The organism is Streptococcus pluranimalium (genome assembly GCF_047785745.1).
Classification (GTDB): Bacteria; Bacillota; Bacilli; order Lactobacillales; family Streptococcaceae; genus Streptococcus; species Streptococcus pluranimalium_B.
This window is the reverse complement of sequence record NZ_JBLOJT010000037.1, coordinates 1-15,082: the sequence shown is the minus strand read 5'-3', so window position 1 is coordinate 15,082 and position 15,082 is coordinate 1. Positions and strand designations below refer to the sequence as shown.

Below are 15,082 nucleotides of genomic sequence, written 5' to 3'. Positions count from 1 at the left end.
GAACTTTAAAACCAAAATTCTCATCGCTTTAAACACTCAAAAAGAGAGAACCAGAACGATTCTCTCTAGATGTTAATTATAAGTCACCCACTACAGTTGACGAAGAGCCATTATAAGTCACCCACTACAGTTGACGAAGAGCCCAAAAACGCCTGCTTACGAAAAACTTTTGAATTAGAAGTCTTTCGTAAACAAGCGTTACCTTTACCATAATATGATGAGTGTTCCCACTGGGATTTAGTCCCAGTGGTAGACCAGAGCTAGACTAAGAAGAAATTCTCCTTCCATCATCATAACACTCAACAAAATTGATAAAAATTAAACAAGTTCAATAATTGCCATTGGGGCAGCGTCACCACGACGTGGTTCTGTTTTAAGGATACGAGTGTATCCACCGTTGCGCTCTGCATAACGAGGTGCTAACTCAGAGAACAATTTTTGAAGAGCAGTTGTTGATGTATATTTATCAGTTGTTTCATCATAGTTTTCTGATGCAATTTCGTTACGAACAAATGCTGCTGCTTGACGACGTGCGTGCAAATCACCACGTTTACCAAGAGTAATCATTTTTTCAACGGTTTTACGAATTTCTTTAGCACGAGCTTCAGTAGTTACGATTGATTCGTTAATCAAAAGATCTGTAGTCAAATCACGCAACATTGCTTTACGTTGTGAGCTAGTGCGTCCTAGTTTACGGTAAGCCATGTTATCCTCCTATTTTATTTATCGTTTTTTAGTCCTAACCCTAAATCAGCAAGTTTAACCTTAACTTCTTCAAGGCTCTTACGACCAAGGTTACGGACTTTCATCATTTCTGGTTCACTCTTTTCTGTTAAATCGTGAACAGTGTTAATACCTGCACGTTTCAAACAGTTATAAGAACGAACTGACAAATCTAATTCTTCAATAGTACGATCAAGAACTTTCTCGTCGTTAACTGACTCTGTCTCTTTCATAACATCAGTAGCTTTAGCAACCTCAGTTAGATCTGTAAAGAGATTTAAATGTTCAATCAATACACGGGCAGAAAGACCTAATGCATCTTCAGGAATAATTGTGCCATTAGTCATGATTTCAACAGTTAATTTATCAAAGCCGTCATTACTACCTACACGAGCAGGTTCAACTTGATAGTTAACTTTTTTCACTGGAGTGTAGATAGAGTCTACAGCCAATGTGCCTACTGGTGCATCATCTTTTTTATTACCTTCTGCAGCAACATAACCACGATTTTTAGCTACTGTCATGCTAGCTTTAAAAGAAGCACCTTCAGCGATTGTAAACAGATAATGATCTGAGTTAACAATCTCAATATCGCTATCAGTCAAGATATCTCCAGCAGTAACTACAGCTGGTCCTTGGACATCAAGTTCAATAATTTTTTCGTCTTCGACGTAAGATTTAACAGCAAGTCCTTTGACGTTAAGAATAATTTGCATTACATCTTCACGTACTCCAGGCACAGTATCAAACTCGTGAAGTACTCCATCAATCTTAATCGAGGTAACAGCAGCACCTGGAAGAGATGATAAGAGTACACGACGAAGAGAGTTACCTAAGGTTGTTCCGTAACCACGTTCAAGCGGTTCGATGACAAACTTACCGTAATCTTTATTTTCATCAATTTTTGTTATTATTGGTTTTTCAAACTCAATCATTTATTTACCCCTCGAAACGAATCTGTGTACTGTATAGTTAATGATTACACACGACGACGTTTTGGAGGACGAGCACCATTATGCGGTACAGGAGTAACATCGCGGATGGCAGTCACTTCAAGACCAGCAGCAGCAAGAGCACGAATAGCTGATTCACGACCTGAACCTGGGCCTTTAACAGTAACTTCAACAGTTTTCAAACCATGTTCTTGAGCTGATTTAGCAGCTGCTTCTGAAGCCATTTGAGCTGCAAATGGAGTAGATTTACGAGAACCTTTAAATCCAAGAGCACCAGCTGATGACCAAGCGAGAGCGTTACCGTGCACATCTGTAATCATAACAATAGTGTTGTTAAATGTAGCGTGAATGTGAGCAATACCTGACTCGATATTCTTTTTCACACGACGTTTACGTGTTGGTTTAGCCAATTTATTTACCTCCTATTTTATTTTTTCTTACCTGCAATCGCAACAGCTTTACCTTTACGAGTACGAGCATTGTTTTTTGTGTTTTGTCCACGGACAGGGAGTCCACGACGGTGACGGATACCACGGTATGAACCGATTTCCATCAAACGTTTAATGTTCAAGTTAACTTCACGACGGAGGTCACCTTCAACTTTAATTGCATCAACTTCACGACGGATAGCATCTTCTTGATCTGTTGTTAAATCTTTAACACGGATATCTTCTGATACGCCTGCAGCAGCCAAGATTTTTTTAGATGTTGTTAATCCGATACCATATACATAAGTAAGTGAAATTACTACGCGTTTATCATTTGGAATATCAACTCCAGCAATACGAGCCATTTTTTCTCCTTTCTATATTATCCTTGACGTTGTTTGTGTTTTGGATTTGTTGGACAAATTACCATAACACGGCCATTACGACGAATCACTTTACAGTGTTCGCAAATTGGTTTAACCGATGGTCTTACCTTCATGTTCTATCCCTCCAATTATTTCGATTATTTAAAGCGGTATGTGATACGCCCACGCGTCAAATCATATGGACTCATCTCAACTGTCACACGGTCACCTACTAAGATACGAATGTAATTTTTACGGATTTTTCCTGAAACAGTCGCCAAAATTTGATGTCCATTTTCTAATTCAACTGTAAACATAGCATTAGGCATAGTTTCTACAACCTTACCTTCAATTTCAATCACGTCTTCTTTTGCCACGCAAAAGTCCCCCTCTAAATTTCGATTTGATTTCCTCTGAAAACAGAGGTAACAATTATAAGTCAGACTAAGTTATTCTACCACAACTATGTCTAGATAGCAAGCAAGATTTATCAATTATTTGATACGATCAATTGCTTCCTTAACATCTTTAAATACTCGGTCAATTTCTTGATTCCCTTCAATATCAGTCACAAGATTTTGCTCACGATAATGATTTAAAATTGGTTGACCTTGTGCAATATTAACATCTAAACGACGTTTAACAGTCTCTGGTTTATCATCTTCGCGTTGATAATAGTCTTCTTCGTTGTAATCACCTGCTGGTGGGTTGAAAACTTTATGGAAAGTTTCTCCAGTCTCCTTATGGATGATACGACCACTTAAACGCTCAACCAAACTGTCTGGATTGACATCAATATTGATAACACCATCAAGCGTTAATCCTAATTCTACCAACGTTTTATCCAAAGCATGTGCTTGTTCAATTGTACGTGGATAACCGTCTAACAAAAAACCAGTTTCTTTGATATCAGACTCCGCAAGACGTTCTTTGACAATGCCATTAGTCACTTCATCAGGAACTAACTCACCTTTATCAATAAATGATTTAGCAAGTTTACCCATCTCAGTTTCATTTTTCATGGCAGCGCGGAACATGTCGCCTGTTGAAATATGTGAGACACCATAAGTGTCAACAATTTTTGCAGCTTGAGTTCCTTTACCTGCACCAGGTAGACCCATGATTAAAAGATGCATTTGATTCTCCTTTAAAGATAATCCTTAGAAAGCATATGTTTCTAATTAGTTTTGTTTTCAAATAAATCTGCCTTCTATAGGCAGACTTATTTAAAAACAAAATAGAAGGTTGACTTAGTCAACCCATACTCTATTTTGTATTCATAAAGCCGACATATTTCTTTTTCAATAAATAGCCTTCAAGTTGTTTCATGCTGTCAATTCCTGTTGAAATTAAAATTAGCAAGCTTGTTCCCCCTAATGCAACCGTAGATGTTAAATCGAATACTTGTTGTGCTACGATTGGAATTAATGAGATCAATGCTAAGAATACTGAACCTACTGTTGCTAATTTTTTTAACAGTGATGACATATAAGCTTCGGTTTCTCTGCCAGGTCTAACCCTAGGTATATAAGATCCATTTTTTTGTAAATTTTCTGCTGTTTTTTCTGGATTAACTTGAACAAAAGTATAGAAAAATGAGAAGAGAATAATTAACAATGCATAGATTCCCATACCCGCAGGCGTCTGATAAGAGAACAAATTTTGAAGTGTGTTTAGCCATGGAACATCATAATGACTACTTTGGAAAAACGCTAGGATGGAGCTAGGTGCTGCAGTAATCGAGCTGGCAAAAATAACGGGAATAACACCAGCAGGATTAACTTTCAACGGTAAATATGAACTTGTTGGAGCTCCTTGAGCGAGTTTCGTATATTGAATTGGAATTTTATATTCAGCTTGTTGAACAAATGTTGTGAAGAATACAATTAACAGAACCGCTAAAAGTAATAATCCTACAAAAATCCAAGAATTTGTAAGCTCAGAAGATTTCACGTTGACGAAATAGTCTTCATGAATAGATGAGATAGCTCCTGGAATAGATGCAATGATACCAGAGAAGATAATCATTGAGACACCATTTCCAAAACCTTTGTCAGAAATTTGTTCACCTAACCAAGTAACAATCATACTACCCGAAGTCAAGATGATACCAATAATGACATAGGTTTGCCAAGTTGGAGTTGTTACTAATTGAACACTTGACAGAGCATTAAATCCAGCAGTGATACCAATCGATTGAATAAATGCAAGTACCAAAGAAATATATCTTGTTGCTTGATTTAATTTTCTTCTTCCAACTTCTCCCTGCTTACCCCATTCCACAAATTGTGGAAGGATATCCATTTGTAGTAATTGAACAATAATCGATGCCGTAATATATGGACTGACACCCAGAGCAAATACAGAGAATGAACTCATGGCATTCCCTGATACCAAATTTAATAAATTTAAAAATGGTAAATCAGCTAATTGTTCTAAGCTTTTAGCATTAATGCCTGGAACTGTTATATGAGTTCCCAGTCTGAAAACAAAAATAATAAATAAGGTAAATATAATTTTTCGCCTTACATTTTTCAATTTCAGAGCTTCTTTTAAAATTTTAAAAAACATAATGAGTTACTCCTATTATTCATACGAACATAATGAGGATCAAACTCATTAGACGATTTCCACAGAACCACCTTTTTCAACGATAGCTGCTGCTGCTGCTTTTGAAAACTTAGCTGCTTTTACATCTAATTTCTTTGTGAGTTCACCGTTTGCAAGAATTTTTACACCCGATTTTTCAGTCTTTATAATCCCTGCATTTTTAAGAACTGATGGTGATACTTCTGTACCATCTTCAAACACATTCAAGTCTTCAAGACTTACAAGCGCATACTCTTTAGCGTTGACGTTAGTGAATCCACGTTTTGGAAGACGACGGAACAATGGTGTTTGTCCACCCTCGAAACCAAGGCGAACACCACCACCGCTACGAGCTTTTTGACCTTTTTGACCACGTCCAGATGTTTTACCGTTACCAGATGATGTACCACGACCTACACGGTTACGTACTTTGCGAGAACCTTCCGCAGGTTTCAATTCATGAAGTTTCATTTATTTTCTCCTTTTGTTGTACAATGCTAACGCCTCAATGAGGGGAAAGGACTCCCCATCAAAACTCGCCTATACATATTAAGATTAGGCTGGATACAACTCCAACCTAATGTCATTATTAATTATTTAACGTCTTCAACAGTTACCAAGTGAGAGATAGCCGTAACCATACCACGGATAGCAGCGTTATCTTCTTTAATAACTGATGAGTTCAATTTGCCAAGTCCAAGGGCAACAACTGTTTTACGTTGTTCTGGTTTGCGACCGATTGGAGACTTAGTCAAAGTAATTTTAATTTGAGCCATGTTATCCCCTTTCTTAAGCTAAGTCAGAAACAGATACACCACGAAGTTCTGCAACTTCTTCAGCGCGTTTAAGTTGTTTCAAACCTTCAACTGTAGCACGAACAATATTGATTGGTGTATTTGAACCAAGTGATTTAGATGTAACATCTGCAACACCAGCCAATTCGATGACAGCACGAACAGCACCACCAGCAGCAACACCAGCACCCTCAACAGCAGGTTTCAACAATACTTTCGCTCCACCAAAGTTTGAGAAAACTTCGTGAGGAATTGTTGTACCAACCATAGGTACTTCAATCATATTTTTCTTAGCTGCTTCAACAGCTTTACGGATTGCTTCTGGAACCTCTTGAGATTTACCAGTACCGAATCCTACGCGACCGTTACGGTCACCAACAACAACAAGTGCAGCAAAACGCATAGTGCGTCCACCTTTAACAACTTTCGTAACACGGTTGATAGCAACAACGCGTTCTTCAAGTTCTACTGCATTATCTTTAAATGCCATTATTAAGTGTCCTCCCTATTAGAATTTCAATCCGTTTTCACGAGCTGAATCAGCCAAAGCTTTAACACGTCCGTGATAGAGATATCCACCGCGGTCAAACACCACTTCAGAAATACCTTTAGCTACTGCGCGTTCAGCAACAAGTTTACCGACAACAACAGCTTGCTCGGTTTTAGTTCCTTTTGAAACGTCTTTATCAAGAGTTGATGCACTTGCGAGCGTTACACCCGCTACGTCATCAATTACTTGAGCGTAGATGCCTGTATTAGAACGGTAGATGTTCAAACGTGGGCGATCAGCAGTTCCAGAGAGTTTTCCGCGAACGCGACGGTGGCGTTTTTGGCGGAGTTTGTTTTTATCTGGTTTCGAAATCACAATTTTCACCTCTTAATTTATGATTATTTTGTCTATAACAAAATAGTGACATAAATGCTGCTTCATAAGAACTTTTAGTTTCCTTATGAAAGCTATACATTTATTATTTACCTGTTTTACCTTCTTTACGACGAACAAATTCACCAACGTAGCGGATACCTTTACCTTTATATGGTTCTGGTGAACGAAGACTACGGATGTAAGCAGCTGTTTGTCCAACAACTTCTTTATTAATACCTTCAACAGCAATTGAAGTTGGGTTAGCAACAGTAAAAGTAATTCCTTCTGGTGCTTCAACTTCGTCTTGGTGAGATTTACCGACTGAGAGAACAAGTTTAGAACCTTGAAGTTGTGCACGGTAACCAACCCCACGCATTTCAAGTTCTTTTTTGAAACCTTCAGAAACCCCAACAACCATGTTATTCAAGTTAGCACGAGTAGTACCATGGATTGTTTTCATTTCTTTTGAGTCGTTCGGACGATGAAGAGTTACTTCAGTTCCTTCAACTTTGATTTCAATATTTTTGTTGAACTCACGGGTGAGTTCTCCTTTAGGTCCTTTTACAGTAACAACATTGTCTTTGTTGCTGATTTCAACACCAGCAGGCAATGTGATCACTTTATTACCAATACGTGACATAGTATTTAAATTCTCCTGTTAAATTGTCAAGCCGCTTAGCGACTAGTTTTCACGGGGCAACCAAGATACAACGAGCGGTAAAAAATCACAGTAAAAATAGGAAACTTGACGAAGAAGCATCAACTTCTAAGGAAGTTTTCTTTTTACAAAAACTTTCGCCCGTGTTCAATTGGTTAAAGTAGGATAATCTGAGTAGTCAGATTACCAAACGTAAGCAAGCACTTCTCCACCAACGTTCTTTTGACGAGCTTCTTTGTCTGTCAAAAGACCTTCTGATGTAGAAACGATTGCGATTCCAAGTCCGTTAAGAACCTTAGGAACATCTTCACGTTTTGAGTAAACACGAAGACCTGGCTTTGAGATACGTTTCAAGTTTGTGATAACACGCTCACCGTTTTGTCCATATTTAAGGAATACACGGATGATACCTTGTTTGTCATCTTCGATAACTTCAACGTTTTTTACAAAACCTTCGCGTTTAAGGATTTCAGCAATCCCTTTTTTGATGTTTGATGCAGGTACTTCAAGAACGTCGTGTTTTGCTTGGTTAGCATTACGAATACGTGTCAAAAAGTCTGCAATTGGGTCAGTCATAACCATTTTTATATTTCTCCTCTTACTAGTAGTTTGCAAATGCACTTGCTAGTTAATCATTGGGGTTAACGTCTTAAAAATATGATTTCTTCATTTGAACATGAGCTACGATATAACAGCATGAACAACTGAGCTCGAGCTACAACTTTTGCAAAGAAGATAGATTTTCCTAGAAGTATCCTTCTTCGTCAAATCTTCTATCTTTGCTGTGGTTGCTTAACGCTCTCACATCTTATTTTACCAAGAAGCTTTAGTAACTCCAGGGATTTGACCTTTGTAAGCCAATTCACGGAAGCAAACACGGCAAAGTTGGAACTTGCGGTAAACTGAATGTGGACGACCACATCTTTCGCAACGAGTGTAAGCTTGCGTAGAGAACTTCGCAGGGCGTTTGTTCTTAGCAATCATAGATTTTTTAGCCATTTTATTTACCTCCTAAATTATTTTGCAAAAGGCATACCAAGGCCTTTAAGCAATTCGCGACCTTCTTCGTCAGAGTTTGCAGTTGTTACGATAACGATATCCATACCACGAACTTTATCAACATCATCGAAGTTGATTTCTGGGAAGATCAATTGTTCTTTCACACCAAGTGTGTAGTTACCACGTCCATCAAAAGATTTTGTTGGAACACCATGGAAGTCACGAACACGTGGAAGTGAAACTGAAACCAATTTGTCAAGGAACTCATACATGCGTTCGCCACGAAGAGTTACTTTAGCCCCGATAGCCACACCTTCACGAAGACGGAAGCCAGCGATTGATTTCTTAGCTTTAGTAATAAGTGGTTTTTGACCTGAAATGATTGCCAATTCAGCAGCAGCTTTTTCAAGGTTTTTTGCGTTGTTTACAGCATCACCAACACCCATGTTAAGAACGATTTTCTCAACTTTAGGCACAGCCATAACTGATGAATAGTTAAATTTCTCTGTCAATGCAGGAATTACTTCGTTAGTATATTTTTCTTTTAAACGATTTGCCATTTATGCTTCTCCTTTCCTTCGTGATTAATCAAGAACTTCGCCTGATTTTTTGTTGTAACGAACTTTTTTGCCGTCAACAACTTTGTAACCAACACGTCCAGCAACACCGTTTTTGTCAAGAACTTGAACGTTTGATGCGTGGATTGGTGCTTCAACTTCTACGATAGCACCTTGAGGGTTTTCGTTATTTGGACGTTGGTGTTTTTTAACAATCCCAACACCTTCAACAACAACTTTATTTACTTTTGGAAGTGCTTTAAGAACTACAGCTTCAACACCTTTGTCCTTACCAGCAATAACGCGAACTTTGTCGCCTTTTTTTACAAACATTTGAGTTTTTCTCCTATAATTTCTTACGCCCAAATGGGCACCCTAGGTTTCCCTAGGGGACTTAGTTTGTTTTAGTTAAGATTAAAGTACTTCTGGTGCAAGTGATACGATCTTCATGTAGCCACCTTCACGCAATTCACGTGCAACAGGGCCGAAGATACGAGTTCCGCGAGGAGTTTTATCATCACGGATAATTACTGCAGCATTTTCGTCAAATTTGATGTATGAACCGTCTGGACGGCGTGCACCAGATTTTGTACGAACGATAACAGCTTTAACAACATCACCTTTTTTAACAGCTCCACCTGGTGTAGCTTGTTTTACAGAAGCAACGATAACGTCACCGATGTTAGCAAATTTACGTCCTGAACCACCAAGAACTTTGATAGTCAAGATCTCACGAGCACCGCTATTATCAGCAACTTTCAAGCGAGTTTCTTGTTGAATCATTTCAATTTTCTCCTTTTAGTTTGATTAGATAATAACAGCTTCTTCCACAACTTCTACAAGACGGAAGCGTTTTGTAGCTGAAAGTGGACGAGTTTCCATGATACGAACTTTGTCGCCTTCTTTAGCAACGTTGTTTTCATCATGTGCTTTGTACTTTTTAGAATAGTTGATACGTTTACCATAGACTGGGTGGTTACGTTTAGTTTCAACTACAACAGTGATTGTTTTATCCATCTTGTCTGATACTACACGACCAACAAGTGTTTTACGTTGATTACGTTCCATTATAAGATTTCTCCTTTCCCAATCTATTATTTAGTTTCAGATTGCACAGTTTTAACACGTGCAATTTGTTTTTTAACTTCGTTCAAACGAGCAGTTTGATCAAGTTGACCTGCTGCAGCTTGGAAACGAAGATCAAAAAGTTCTTTTTTAAGTTCGCTTTCTTTCTTAGCAAGTTCTTCTTGAGAAAGTCCACGAAGCTCTTTAACAAAATCTTTAATTTCTTGAAGTTTCATGTGCTCTCCTTATTCTGCTTCACGTTTTACGAATTTAACTTTAACTGGTAATTTGTGGCCAGCAAGACGGAATGCTTCGCGTGCTACTTCTTCAGAAACACCAGCAATTTCAAACATTACTTTGCCACGTTTAACTGGTGATACCCAACCTTCAGGAGCACCTTTACCAGATCCCATACGTACACCGATAGCTTTAGCAGTGTATGATTTGTGTGGGAAGATTTTAATCCAAACTTTACCACCACGTTTCATGTAACGCGTCATAGCGATACGGGCAGCTTCGATTTGGCGGTTTGTAATCCATGAGCTTGTAGTAGCTTGGAGACCGTATTCACCAAAGTCTACTTGTTTTCCACCTTTTGCTTCACCGCGCATTTTACCACGGAATTCACGACGGTGTTTAACACGTTTAGGTACTAACATTTGTTATTTGCCTCCTTTAGTGTTTTTACGAGCTGGAAGAACTTCTCCACGGTAGATCCAAACTTTAACACCTAGTTTACCGTAAGTAGTATCAGCTTCTTCCCAAGCATAGTCGATATCAGCACGAAGTGTGTGAAGTGGAACAGTTCCTTCTGAGTAACCTTCAGCACGAGCGATATCAGCACCGTTCAAACGACCAGACACTTGAGTTTTGATACCTTTAGCGCCAGCACGCATTGTACGTTGGATAGCTTGTTTTTGAGCACGACGGAAAGCAACACGTTGCTCAAGTTGACGAGCAATATTTTCACCAACAAGGTGAGCATCCAAATCTGGTGATTTGATTTCAATGATGTTGATGTGTACTTGTTTTCCAGTCAATTTGTTAAGTTGAGCACGAAGTGCATCAACGTTTGATCCACCTTTACCGATAACCATACCAGGTTTAGCAGTGTGAAGTGAAACAATAACTTTATTTACTGCGCGTTCGATTTCGATAATTGAAACTGAAGCGTCTGCCAATTCTTTTTTGATGAATTTGCGAATTTTAAGATCTTCATGAAGGTAATCCGCGTATTCTTTTTCAGCATACCATTTCGCATCCCAGTCACGGATGATTCCGACACGCATACCAATTGGATGTACTTTTTGACCCACGAGTTTACCTCCTTATTTTTCTGACACAACTACTGTGACGTGAGTTGTGCGTTTGTTGATTGGTGAAGCTGAACCTTTCGCACGTGGACGGAAACGTTTCATTGTTGGTCCTTCGTTTGCGAATGTTTCAGACACTACCAAGTTAGCTTTTTCCAAACCAAAGTTGTTTTCTGCGTTAGCAATTGCTGAGTTAAGAGTTTTCTCAATAACACGAGCTGCTTTGTTTGGAGTGAATTTCAAGATTGCAATTGCATCGGCTACGTTTTTGCCACGGATAGTATCCAAGACAAGACGAGTTTTACGAGGTGAAACACGAACTGTACGAGCCATTGCTTTAGCTGAAGTAATTTCTGCCATAATTAATGTTCTCCTTATCTACGTGTTTTCTTATCGTCTGCAGCGTGACCTTTGTAAGTACGAGTTGGTGCAAATTCACCAAGTTTGTGACCTACCATGTCTTCTTGGATGTAAACAGGAACATGTTTACGTCCATCATAAACTGCAATTGTATAACCGATAAAACTTGGGAAAATCGTTGAACGACGAGACCAAGTTTTGATTACTTTTTTCTTTTCGTCATTTGCTTGAGCTTCAACTTTTTTCATCAAATGCTCATCGACGAAAGGTCCTTTTTTAAGACTACGTCCCATTTTGTAGTATTCTCCTTTAAATAATGTACCACAACGGCTTGCCCGCTTAGCGGGCTACCGAGTTGGCGGATGATTGATTTAACTAAACTGACTTAGCTTATTTTTCGTTACGACGACGAACGATAAGTTTATCAGATTTAGCTTTCTTGTTACGAGTTTTAAGACCAAGCGCAGGTTTACCCCATGGAGTAGATGGCGCTTTGCGTCCAACTGGTGCTTTACCTTCACCACCACCGTGTGGGTGATCGTTAGGGTTCATTACAGAACCACGAACTGTTGGGCGGATACCTTTCCAACGGTTACGTCCTGCTTTACCAATGTTAACAAGAGATTGTTGTTCGTTACCTACAGTACCGATTGTCGCACGACAAGTACCAAGAATCATACGAACTTCACCTGATTGAAGGCGAACAAGAACGTATTTACCTTCTTGACCAAGTACTTGAGCAGATGAACCAGCTGCACGGATAAGTTCCGCACCTTTACCTGGCTGAAGCTCAATGTTGTGGATAACTGTACCAACTGGGATATTAGCAAGTGGAAGTGCATTTCCGACTTTAATATCAGCTTCTGGTCCAGAAACGATACGCTGACCTACTTGAAGGCCTTTAGGAGCGATGATGTAAGCTTTAACACCGTCAGTATAGTGTACAAGAGCGATGTTTGCTGTACGGTTTGGATCGTATTCGATTGTTTTAACAACAGCTTCAACGTTATCTTTGTTACGTTTGAAGTCAATCACACGGTAGTGACGTTTGTGCCCGCCACCTTGGTGACGAACAGTGATACGACCGTTGTTGTTACGACCAGCTTTGTTTTTAAGAGAAACAAGCAATGATTTCTCAGGAGTGCTTGTTGTGATTTCTGCAAAATCCAAAGAAGTCATGTTACGACGGCCATTTGTCGTTGGTTTATAAACTTTAATACCCACGTTATTTCCTCCTTAGATTATTCAGCTTCAGCTGCAAACAACTCGATTGCTTTTGAATCAGCTGTAAGCGTGATGATAGCTTTCTTAGTTTTTGAAGTGAAACCTGTGTAACGTCCAACGCGTTTTGCTTTTGGTTTGACTGTCACAGTGTTTACACTTGCAACTTTAACACCTTCAAACGCAGCTTCAACAGCTTGTTTGATCAAAAGTTTGTGTGCACGTGTATCAACTTCAAAAGTGTATTTACCTGCTTCAAAATCAAGCATTGATTTTTCAGTAATTACAGGTTTTTTGATTACGTCATACAAATTCATTATGCAAGAACCTCCTCGATTGTAGAGATTGCTTCTTTAGTAACAAGAAGTTTATCTGCGTTTACGATATCAAGAACACTTGCAGTTGTTGCTGTTGCAACTTTAACGTTTTTAAGGTTACGAGCTGAAAGTTCAGCAAATTTGTTTCCTTCTTCAACGATAACAAGTACTTTTGAGTCGATGCTAAGTGCTGAAAGAACTTTAGCGAATTCAGCAGTTTTTGGAGCTGCAAATGAAAGAGCTTCAACAGCTACAAATTTTTCGTCAGCTACTTTAGATGAAAGAACTGATTTCAAGGCAAGGCGACGAACTTTTTGTGGAAGTTTGTATCCGTATGAACGAGGAGTTGGTCCGAAGACAACACCACCACCACGCCATTGTGGTGAACGGATAGAACCTTGACGAGCACGTCCAGTTCCTTTTTGGCGCCATGGTTTGCGTCCACCACCTGATACTGCTGAACGGTTTTTAACCGCGTGAGTACCTTGGCGAAGGCTAGCACGTTGGCTGATAACAACATCAAAGACAACTGATTCGTTTGGCTCGATACCAAAGATTGCGTCGTTAAGTTCTACTGAACTCACTTCTTTACCAGTTTGGTCAAATAATTTAACGTTTGCCATTTTAACTGTGTTCTCCTTTCTTATTATTTAGCAGCTTTAACTGCTGATTTGATAGTGATAAGAGATTTCTTAGCACCTGGTACGTTACCTTTGATAAGGATAACGTTTTTCTCTGGAACAACTTGAACGATTTCAAGGTTTTGGATCGTTACACGGTTGCCACCCATACGTCCTGCCAAGTGTTTGTTTTTGAAAACACGGTTAGGTGCAACAGGTCCCATTGAACCTGGACGACGGTGGTAACGAGAACCGTGAGCCATTGGACCACGTGATTGACCATGGCGTTTGATTACACCTTGGAAACCTTTACCTTTAGTTGTACCTGTGACGTCAACAACATCACCAGCTTCGAATGTATCTACAGTAATTTCTGAACCAACTTCTAAGCCTTCAATGTTTTTGAATTCACGAATGAAGCGCTTAGGAGCAGTGTTAGCTTTCGCTACATGGCCTTTGGCAGGTTTGTTACTCAATACTTCGCGTTTGTCGTCAAAACCAACTTGAACTGCTTCGTAACCGTCTGTTTCAACAGTTTTCACTTGAAGCACAACGTTTGGAGTTGCTTCGATGACAGTAACAGGGATAAATTCACCTGATTCAGTGAAGATTTGAGTCATTCCCACTTTTTTCCCTAAGATTCCTTTTGTCATGAGAAAATATTTCCTTTTCTTATTTTTTAGTTGTTTTAAAAAGTTTTTAACGAGCGTTTTTTGTGCTCAATCAATCCTATTAAAGTTTGATTTCTACGTTAACACCACTTGGAAGATCCAATTTCATCAAAGCGTCAACAGTCTTTTGAGTTGGGTTCACAATGTCGATAAGACGTTTGTGAGTACGCATTTCAAATTGTTCGCGAGAGTCTTTATATTTGTGAGTCGCACGAATAATGGTGTAAAGACTACGTTCTGTTGGAAGTGGAACTGGTCCAGCTACAGTAGCACCTGTACGTGTTGCAGTTTCAACGATTTTTTCTGCCGCTGTATCAAGTGTACGATGTTCGTATGCTTTCAAACGGATACGGATTTTTTTGTTTGCCATCTTTTTCTCCTTTGCGTCTATTTAAAGTAATAGGCTAGCTCCTCAAGAAAACCAACACTTGTTGCGTGGCAATGCAACCGAGCGTGTCGCAACCTCTTGTATCATAGCTAAAGCTGTTTTTTTACAGCACCATAATATAATAACAGAATAGAAGGAAGGTTGCAAGGAATTTGAGGCTTTTTTTTCAAAATTCTTTTACATAATGTTACTAACT

At 39.1% G+C, this 15,082-nt stretch carries 29 protein-coding genes; all 29 read right to left on the bottom strand.

Features of this window, described 5'->3' with window-relative positions; genetic code table 11:
• Positions 1-318: 318 nt before the first annotated feature.
• The gene (rplQ, locus tag ACMZ6U_RS05690; RefSeq protein ID WP_416106984.1) at positions 319-705 is read right to left on the bottom strand and encodes a 50S ribosomal protein L17; all 387 of its coding nucleotides are present in this window, start codon (positions 703-705) and stop codon (positions 319-321) included.
• Positions 706-719: 14 nt separating this feature from the next.
• Positions 720-1,658 (bottom strand): DNA-directed RNA polymerase subunit alpha, encoded by a 939-nt coding sequence (locus ACMZ6U_RS05685; RefSeq protein WP_416106982.1) that lies wholly within the window; start codon positions 1,656-1,658, stop codon positions 720-722.
• A 44-nt stretch (positions 1,659-1,702) separates the two neighbouring features.
• The gene (gene rpsK / locus ACMZ6U_RS05680) at positions 1,703-2,086 is read right to left on the bottom strand and encodes a 30S ribosomal protein S11 (protein ID WP_018166218.1); all 384 of its coding nucleotides are present in this window, start codon (positions 2,084-2,086) and stop codon (positions 1,703-1,705) included.
• Between the two features lie 17 nt (positions 2,087-2,103).
• Positions 2,104-2,469, bottom strand: a complete 366-nt coding sequence (gene rpsM, locus ACMZ6U_RS05675) for a 30S ribosomal protein S13 (protein WP_017768906.1) — start codon at positions 2,467-2,469, stop codon at positions 2,104-2,106.
• A 17-nt stretch (positions 2,470-2,486) separates the two neighbouring features.
• Positions 2,487-2,603 carry a 50S ribosomal protein L36 gene (rpmJ, locus tag ACMZ6U_RS05670; RefSeq protein WP_079268439.1) on the bottom strand — a complete coding sequence of 39 codons (117 nt, stop codon included), beginning with the start codon at positions 2,601-2,603 and terminating at the stop codon, positions 2,487-2,489.
• A 24-nt stretch (positions 2,604-2,627) separates the two neighbouring features.
• Positions 2,628-2,846 carry a translation initiation factor IF-1 gene (infA, locus tag ACMZ6U_RS05665; RefSeq protein ID WP_001040189.1) on the bottom strand — a complete coding sequence of 73 codons (219 nt, stop codon included), beginning with the start codon at positions 2,844-2,846 and terminating at the stop codon, positions 2,628-2,630.
• A 117-nt stretch (positions 2,847-2,963) separates the two neighbouring features.
• A complete protein-coding gene (locus tag ACMZ6U_RS05660) occupies positions 2,964-3,605 on the bottom strand; it encodes an adenylate kinase (RefSeq protein WP_416106978.1) in 642 nt (213 codons plus the stop codon).
• A gap of 130 nt (positions 3,606-3,735) precedes the next feature.
• Positions 3,736-5,040, bottom strand: a complete 1,305-nt coding sequence (gene secY, locus ACMZ6U_RS05655; RefSeq protein WP_416106976.1) for a preprotein translocase subunit SecY — start codon at positions 5,038-5,040, stop codon at positions 3,736-3,738.
• 48 nt (positions 5,041-5,088) lie between these two features.
• Complete coding sequence (rplO, locus tag ACMZ6U_RS05650; protein WP_416106974.1) at positions 5,089-5,529, bottom strand: 50S ribosomal protein L15; 441 nt, start codon at positions 5,527-5,529, stop codon at positions 5,089-5,091.
• Positions 5,530-5,651: 122 nt separating this feature from the next.
• Entirely contained in the window at positions 5,652-5,834 is a 183-nt protein-coding gene (rpmD, locus tag ACMZ6U_RS05645) for a 50S ribosomal protein L30 (protein WP_003046072.1), read from the bottom strand.
• Between the two features lie 13 nt (positions 5,835-5,847).
• Positions 5,848-6,342 carry a 30S ribosomal protein S5 gene (rpsE, locus tag ACMZ6U_RS05640; protein ID WP_416106972.1) on the bottom strand — a complete coding sequence of 165 codons (495 nt, stop codon included), beginning with the start codon at positions 6,340-6,342 and terminating at the stop codon, positions 5,848-5,850.
• Between the two features lie 18 nt (positions 6,343-6,360).
• On the bottom strand, positions 6,361-6,717 hold the full coding sequence (gene rplR / locus ACMZ6U_RS05635) for a 50S ribosomal protein L18 (protein ID WP_017768912.1): 357 nt from the start codon (positions 6,715-6,717) through the stop codon (positions 6,361-6,363).
• 103 nt (positions 6,718-6,820) lie between these two features.
• Complete coding sequence (rplF, locus tag ACMZ6U_RS05630) at positions 6,821-7,357, bottom strand: 50S ribosomal protein L6 (RefSeq protein WP_160545220.1); 537 nt, start codon at positions 7,355-7,357, stop codon at positions 6,821-6,823.
• A gap of 201 nt (positions 7,358-7,558) precedes the next feature.
• A complete protein-coding gene (gene rpsH, locus ACMZ6U_RS05625; protein ID WP_416106969.1) occupies positions 7,559-7,957 on the bottom strand; it encodes a 30S ribosomal protein S8 in 399 nt (132 codons plus the stop codon).
• Between the two features lie 231 nt (positions 7,958-8,188).
• Positions 8,189-8,374 (bottom strand): type Z 30S ribosomal protein S14, encoded by a 186-nt coding sequence (locus tag ACMZ6U_RS05620; protein ID WP_416106968.1) that lies wholly within the window; start codon positions 8,372-8,374, stop codon positions 8,189-8,191.
• Positions 8,375-8,391: 17 nt separating this feature from the next.
• Positions 8,392-8,934, bottom strand: a complete 543-nt coding sequence (gene rplE, locus ACMZ6U_RS05615; protein ID WP_104967091.1) for a 50S ribosomal protein L5 — start codon at positions 8,932-8,934, stop codon at positions 8,392-8,394.
• 24 nt (positions 8,935-8,958) lie between these two features.
• Positions 8,959-9,264 carry a 50S ribosomal protein L24 gene (gene rplX, locus ACMZ6U_RS05610; protein ID WP_018380221.1) on the bottom strand — a complete coding sequence of 102 codons (306 nt, stop codon included), beginning with the start codon at positions 9,262-9,264 and terminating at the stop codon, positions 8,959-8,961.
• An 81-nt stretch (positions 9,265-9,345) separates the two neighbouring features.
• Positions 9,346-9,714, bottom strand: coding sequence for a 50S ribosomal protein L14 (gene rplN, locus ACMZ6U_RS05605; RefSeq protein ID WP_017768918.1), 369 nt, complete (start codon positions 9,712-9,714; stop codon positions 9,346-9,348).
• Positions 9,715-9,738: 24 nt separating this feature from the next.
• Positions 9,739-9,999 (bottom strand): 30S ribosomal protein S17, encoded by a 261-nt coding sequence (gene rpsQ / locus ACMZ6U_RS05600; protein WP_017768919.1) that lies wholly within the window; start codon positions 9,997-9,999, stop codon positions 9,739-9,741.
• Positions 10,000-10,025: 26 nt separating this feature from the next.
• Positions 10,026-10,232 (bottom strand): 50S ribosomal protein L29, encoded by a 207-nt coding sequence (gene rpmC, locus ACMZ6U_RS05595; RefSeq protein ID WP_017768920.1) that lies wholly within the window; start codon positions 10,230-10,232, stop codon positions 10,026-10,028.
• 9 nt (positions 10,233-10,241) lie between these two features.
• The gene (gene rplP / locus ACMZ6U_RS05590; RefSeq protein WP_017768921.1) at positions 10,242-10,655 is read right to left on the bottom strand and encodes a 50S ribosomal protein L16; all 414 of its coding nucleotides are present in this window, start codon (positions 10,653-10,655) and stop codon (positions 10,242-10,244) included.
• Positions 10,656-10,658: 3 nt separating this feature from the next.
• A complete protein-coding gene (gene rpsC, locus ACMZ6U_RS05585; RefSeq protein WP_416106965.1) occupies positions 10,659-11,312 on the bottom strand; it encodes a 30S ribosomal protein S3 in 654 nt (217 codons plus the stop codon).
• Between the two features lie 12 nt (positions 11,313-11,324).
• A complete protein-coding gene (gene rplV / locus ACMZ6U_RS05580) occupies positions 11,325-11,669 on the bottom strand; it encodes a 50S ribosomal protein L22 (RefSeq protein WP_017768923.1) in 345 nt (114 codons plus the stop codon).
• A gap of 14 nt (positions 11,670-11,683) precedes the next feature.
• Complete coding sequence (gene rpsS / locus ACMZ6U_RS05575) at positions 11,684-11,962, bottom strand: 30S ribosomal protein S19 (RefSeq protein WP_000533765.1); 279 nt, start codon at positions 11,960-11,962, stop codon at positions 11,684-11,686.
• Between the two features lie 97 nt (positions 11,963-12,059).
• Positions 12,060-12,893 (bottom strand): 50S ribosomal protein L2, encoded by an 834-nt coding sequence (rplB, locus tag ACMZ6U_RS05570; protein ID WP_104967089.1) that lies wholly within the window; start codon positions 12,891-12,893, stop codon positions 12,060-12,062.
• A gap of 17 nt (positions 12,894-12,910) precedes the next feature.
• Positions 12,911-13,207, bottom strand: coding sequence for a 50S ribosomal protein L23 (locus ACMZ6U_RS05565; protein ID WP_416106962.1), 297 nt, complete (start codon positions 13,205-13,207; stop codon positions 12,911-12,913).
• A complete protein-coding gene (gene rplD, locus ACMZ6U_RS05560; RefSeq protein ID WP_350015064.1) occupies positions 13,207-13,830 on the bottom strand; it encodes a 50S ribosomal protein L4 in 624 nt (207 codons plus the stop codon). Before rplD ends, ACMZ6U_RS05565 begins: the two co-directional genes overlap by 1 nt.
• Before the next feature lie 23 nt (positions 13,831-13,853).
• Entirely contained in the window at positions 13,854-14,480 is a 627-nt protein-coding gene (gene rplC / locus ACMZ6U_RS05555) for a 50S ribosomal protein L3 (protein WP_095123598.1), read from the bottom strand.
• Positions 14,481-14,559: 79 nt separating this feature from the next.
• Positions 14,560-14,868: a 30S ribosomal protein S10 gene (gene rpsJ / locus ACMZ6U_RS05550; protein ID WP_003046044.1), complete on the bottom strand. Its 309-nt coding sequence runs from the start codon at positions 14,866-14,868 to the stop codon at positions 14,560-14,562.
• Positions 14,869-15,082: the final 214 nt, after the last annotated feature.

What these genes read in the sequence shown, in the direction of transcription:
- ACMZ6U_RS05620 (WP_416106968.1), bottom strand. Translation starts at nt 8,374, where the DNA reads ATGGCTAAAAAATCTATGATTGCTAAGAACAAACGCCCTGCGAAGTTC.
- rpmC (WP_017768920.1), bottom strand. Translation starts at nt 10,232, where the DNA reads ATGAAACTTCAAGAAATTAAAGATTTTGTTAAAGAGCTTCGTGGACTT.
- rplC (WP_095123598.1), bottom strand. Translation starts at nt 14,480, where the DNA reads ATGACAAAAGGAATCTTAGGGAAAAAAGTGGGAATGACTCAAATCTTC.
- rpsQ (WP_017768919.1), bottom strand. Translation starts at nt 9,999, where the DNA reads ATGGAACGTAATCAACGTAAAACACTTGTTGGTCGTGTAGTATCAGAC.
- rpmJ (WP_079268439.1), bottom strand. Translation starts at nt 2,603, where the DNA reads ATGAAGGTAAGACCATCGGTTAAACCAATTTGCGAACACTGTAAAGTG.
- rpmD (WP_003046072.1), bottom strand. Translation starts at nt 5,834, where the DNA reads ATGGCTCAAATTAAAATTACTTTGACTAAGTCTCCAATCGGTCGCAAA.
- rplF (WP_160545220.1), bottom strand. Translation starts at nt 7,357, where the DNA reads ATGTCACGTATTGGTAATAAAGTGATCACATTGCCTGCTGGTGTTGAA.
- rpsS (WP_000533765.1), bottom strand. Translation starts at nt 11,962, where the DNA reads ATGGGACGTAGTCTTAAAAAAGGACCTTTCGTCGATGAGCATTTGATG.
- rplP (WP_017768921.1), bottom strand. Translation starts at nt 10,655, where the DNA reads ATGTTAGTACCTAAACGTGTTAAACACCGTCGTGAATTCCGTGGTAAA.
- rpsM (WP_017768906.1), bottom strand. Translation starts at nt 2,469, where the DNA reads ATGGCTCGTATTGCTGGAGTTGATATTCCAAATGATAAACGCGTAGTA.
- ACMZ6U_RS05565 (WP_416106962.1), bottom strand. Translation starts at nt 13,207, where the DNA reads ATGAATTTGTATGACGTAATCAAAAAACCTGTAATTACTGAAAAATCA.
- rplN (WP_017768918.1), bottom strand. Translation starts at nt 9,714, where the DNA reads ATGATTCAACAAGAAACTCGCTTGAAAGTTGCTGATAATAGCGGTGCT.
- secY (WP_416106976.1), bottom strand. Translation starts at nt 5,040, where the DNA reads ATGTTTTTTAAAATTTTAAAAGAAGCTCTGAAATTGAAAAATGTAAGG.
- rplX (WP_018380221.1), bottom strand. Translation starts at nt 9,264, where the DNA reads ATGTTTGTAAAAAAAGGCGACAAAGTTCGCGTTATTGCTGGTAAGGAC.
- rplE (WP_104967091.1), bottom strand. Translation starts at nt 8,934, where the DNA reads ATGGCAAATCGTTTAAAAGAAAAATATACTAACGAAGTAATTCCTGCA.
- rpsE (WP_416106972.1), bottom strand. Translation starts at nt 6,342, where the DNA reads ATGGCATTTAAAGATAATGCAGTAGAACTTGAAGAACGCGTTGTTGCT.
- rplQ (WP_416106984.1), bottom strand. Translation starts at nt 705, where the DNA reads ATGGCTTACCGTAAACTAGGACGCACTAGCTCACAACGTAAAGCAATG.
- ACMZ6U_RS05660 (WP_416106978.1), bottom strand. Translation starts at nt 3,605, where the DNA reads ATGCATCTTTTAATCATGGGTCTACCTGGTGCAGGTAAAGGAACTCAA.
- rplO (WP_416106974.1), bottom strand. Translation starts at nt 5,529, where the DNA reads ATGAAACTTCATGAATTGAAACCTGCGGAAGGTTCTCGCAAAGTACGT.
- ACMZ6U_RS05685 (WP_416106982.1), bottom strand. Translation starts at nt 1,658, where the DNA reads ATGATTGAGTTTGAAAAACCAATAATAACAAAAATTGATGAAAATAAA.
- rplD (WP_350015064.1), bottom strand. Translation starts at nt 13,830, where the DNA reads ATGGCAAACGTTAAATTATTTGACCAAACTGGTAAAGAAGTGAGTTCA.
- rplV (WP_017768923.1), bottom strand. Translation starts at nt 11,669, where the DNA reads ATGGCAGAAATTACTTCAGCTAAAGCAATGGCTCGTACAGTTCGTGTT.
- rpsH (WP_416106969.1), bottom strand. Translation starts at nt 7,957, where the DNA reads ATGGTTATGACTGACCCAATTGCAGACTTTTTGACACGTATTCGTAAT.
- rpsJ (WP_003046044.1), bottom strand. Translation starts at nt 14,868, where the DNA reads ATGGCAAACAAAAAAATCCGTATCCGTTTGAAAGCATACGAACATCGT.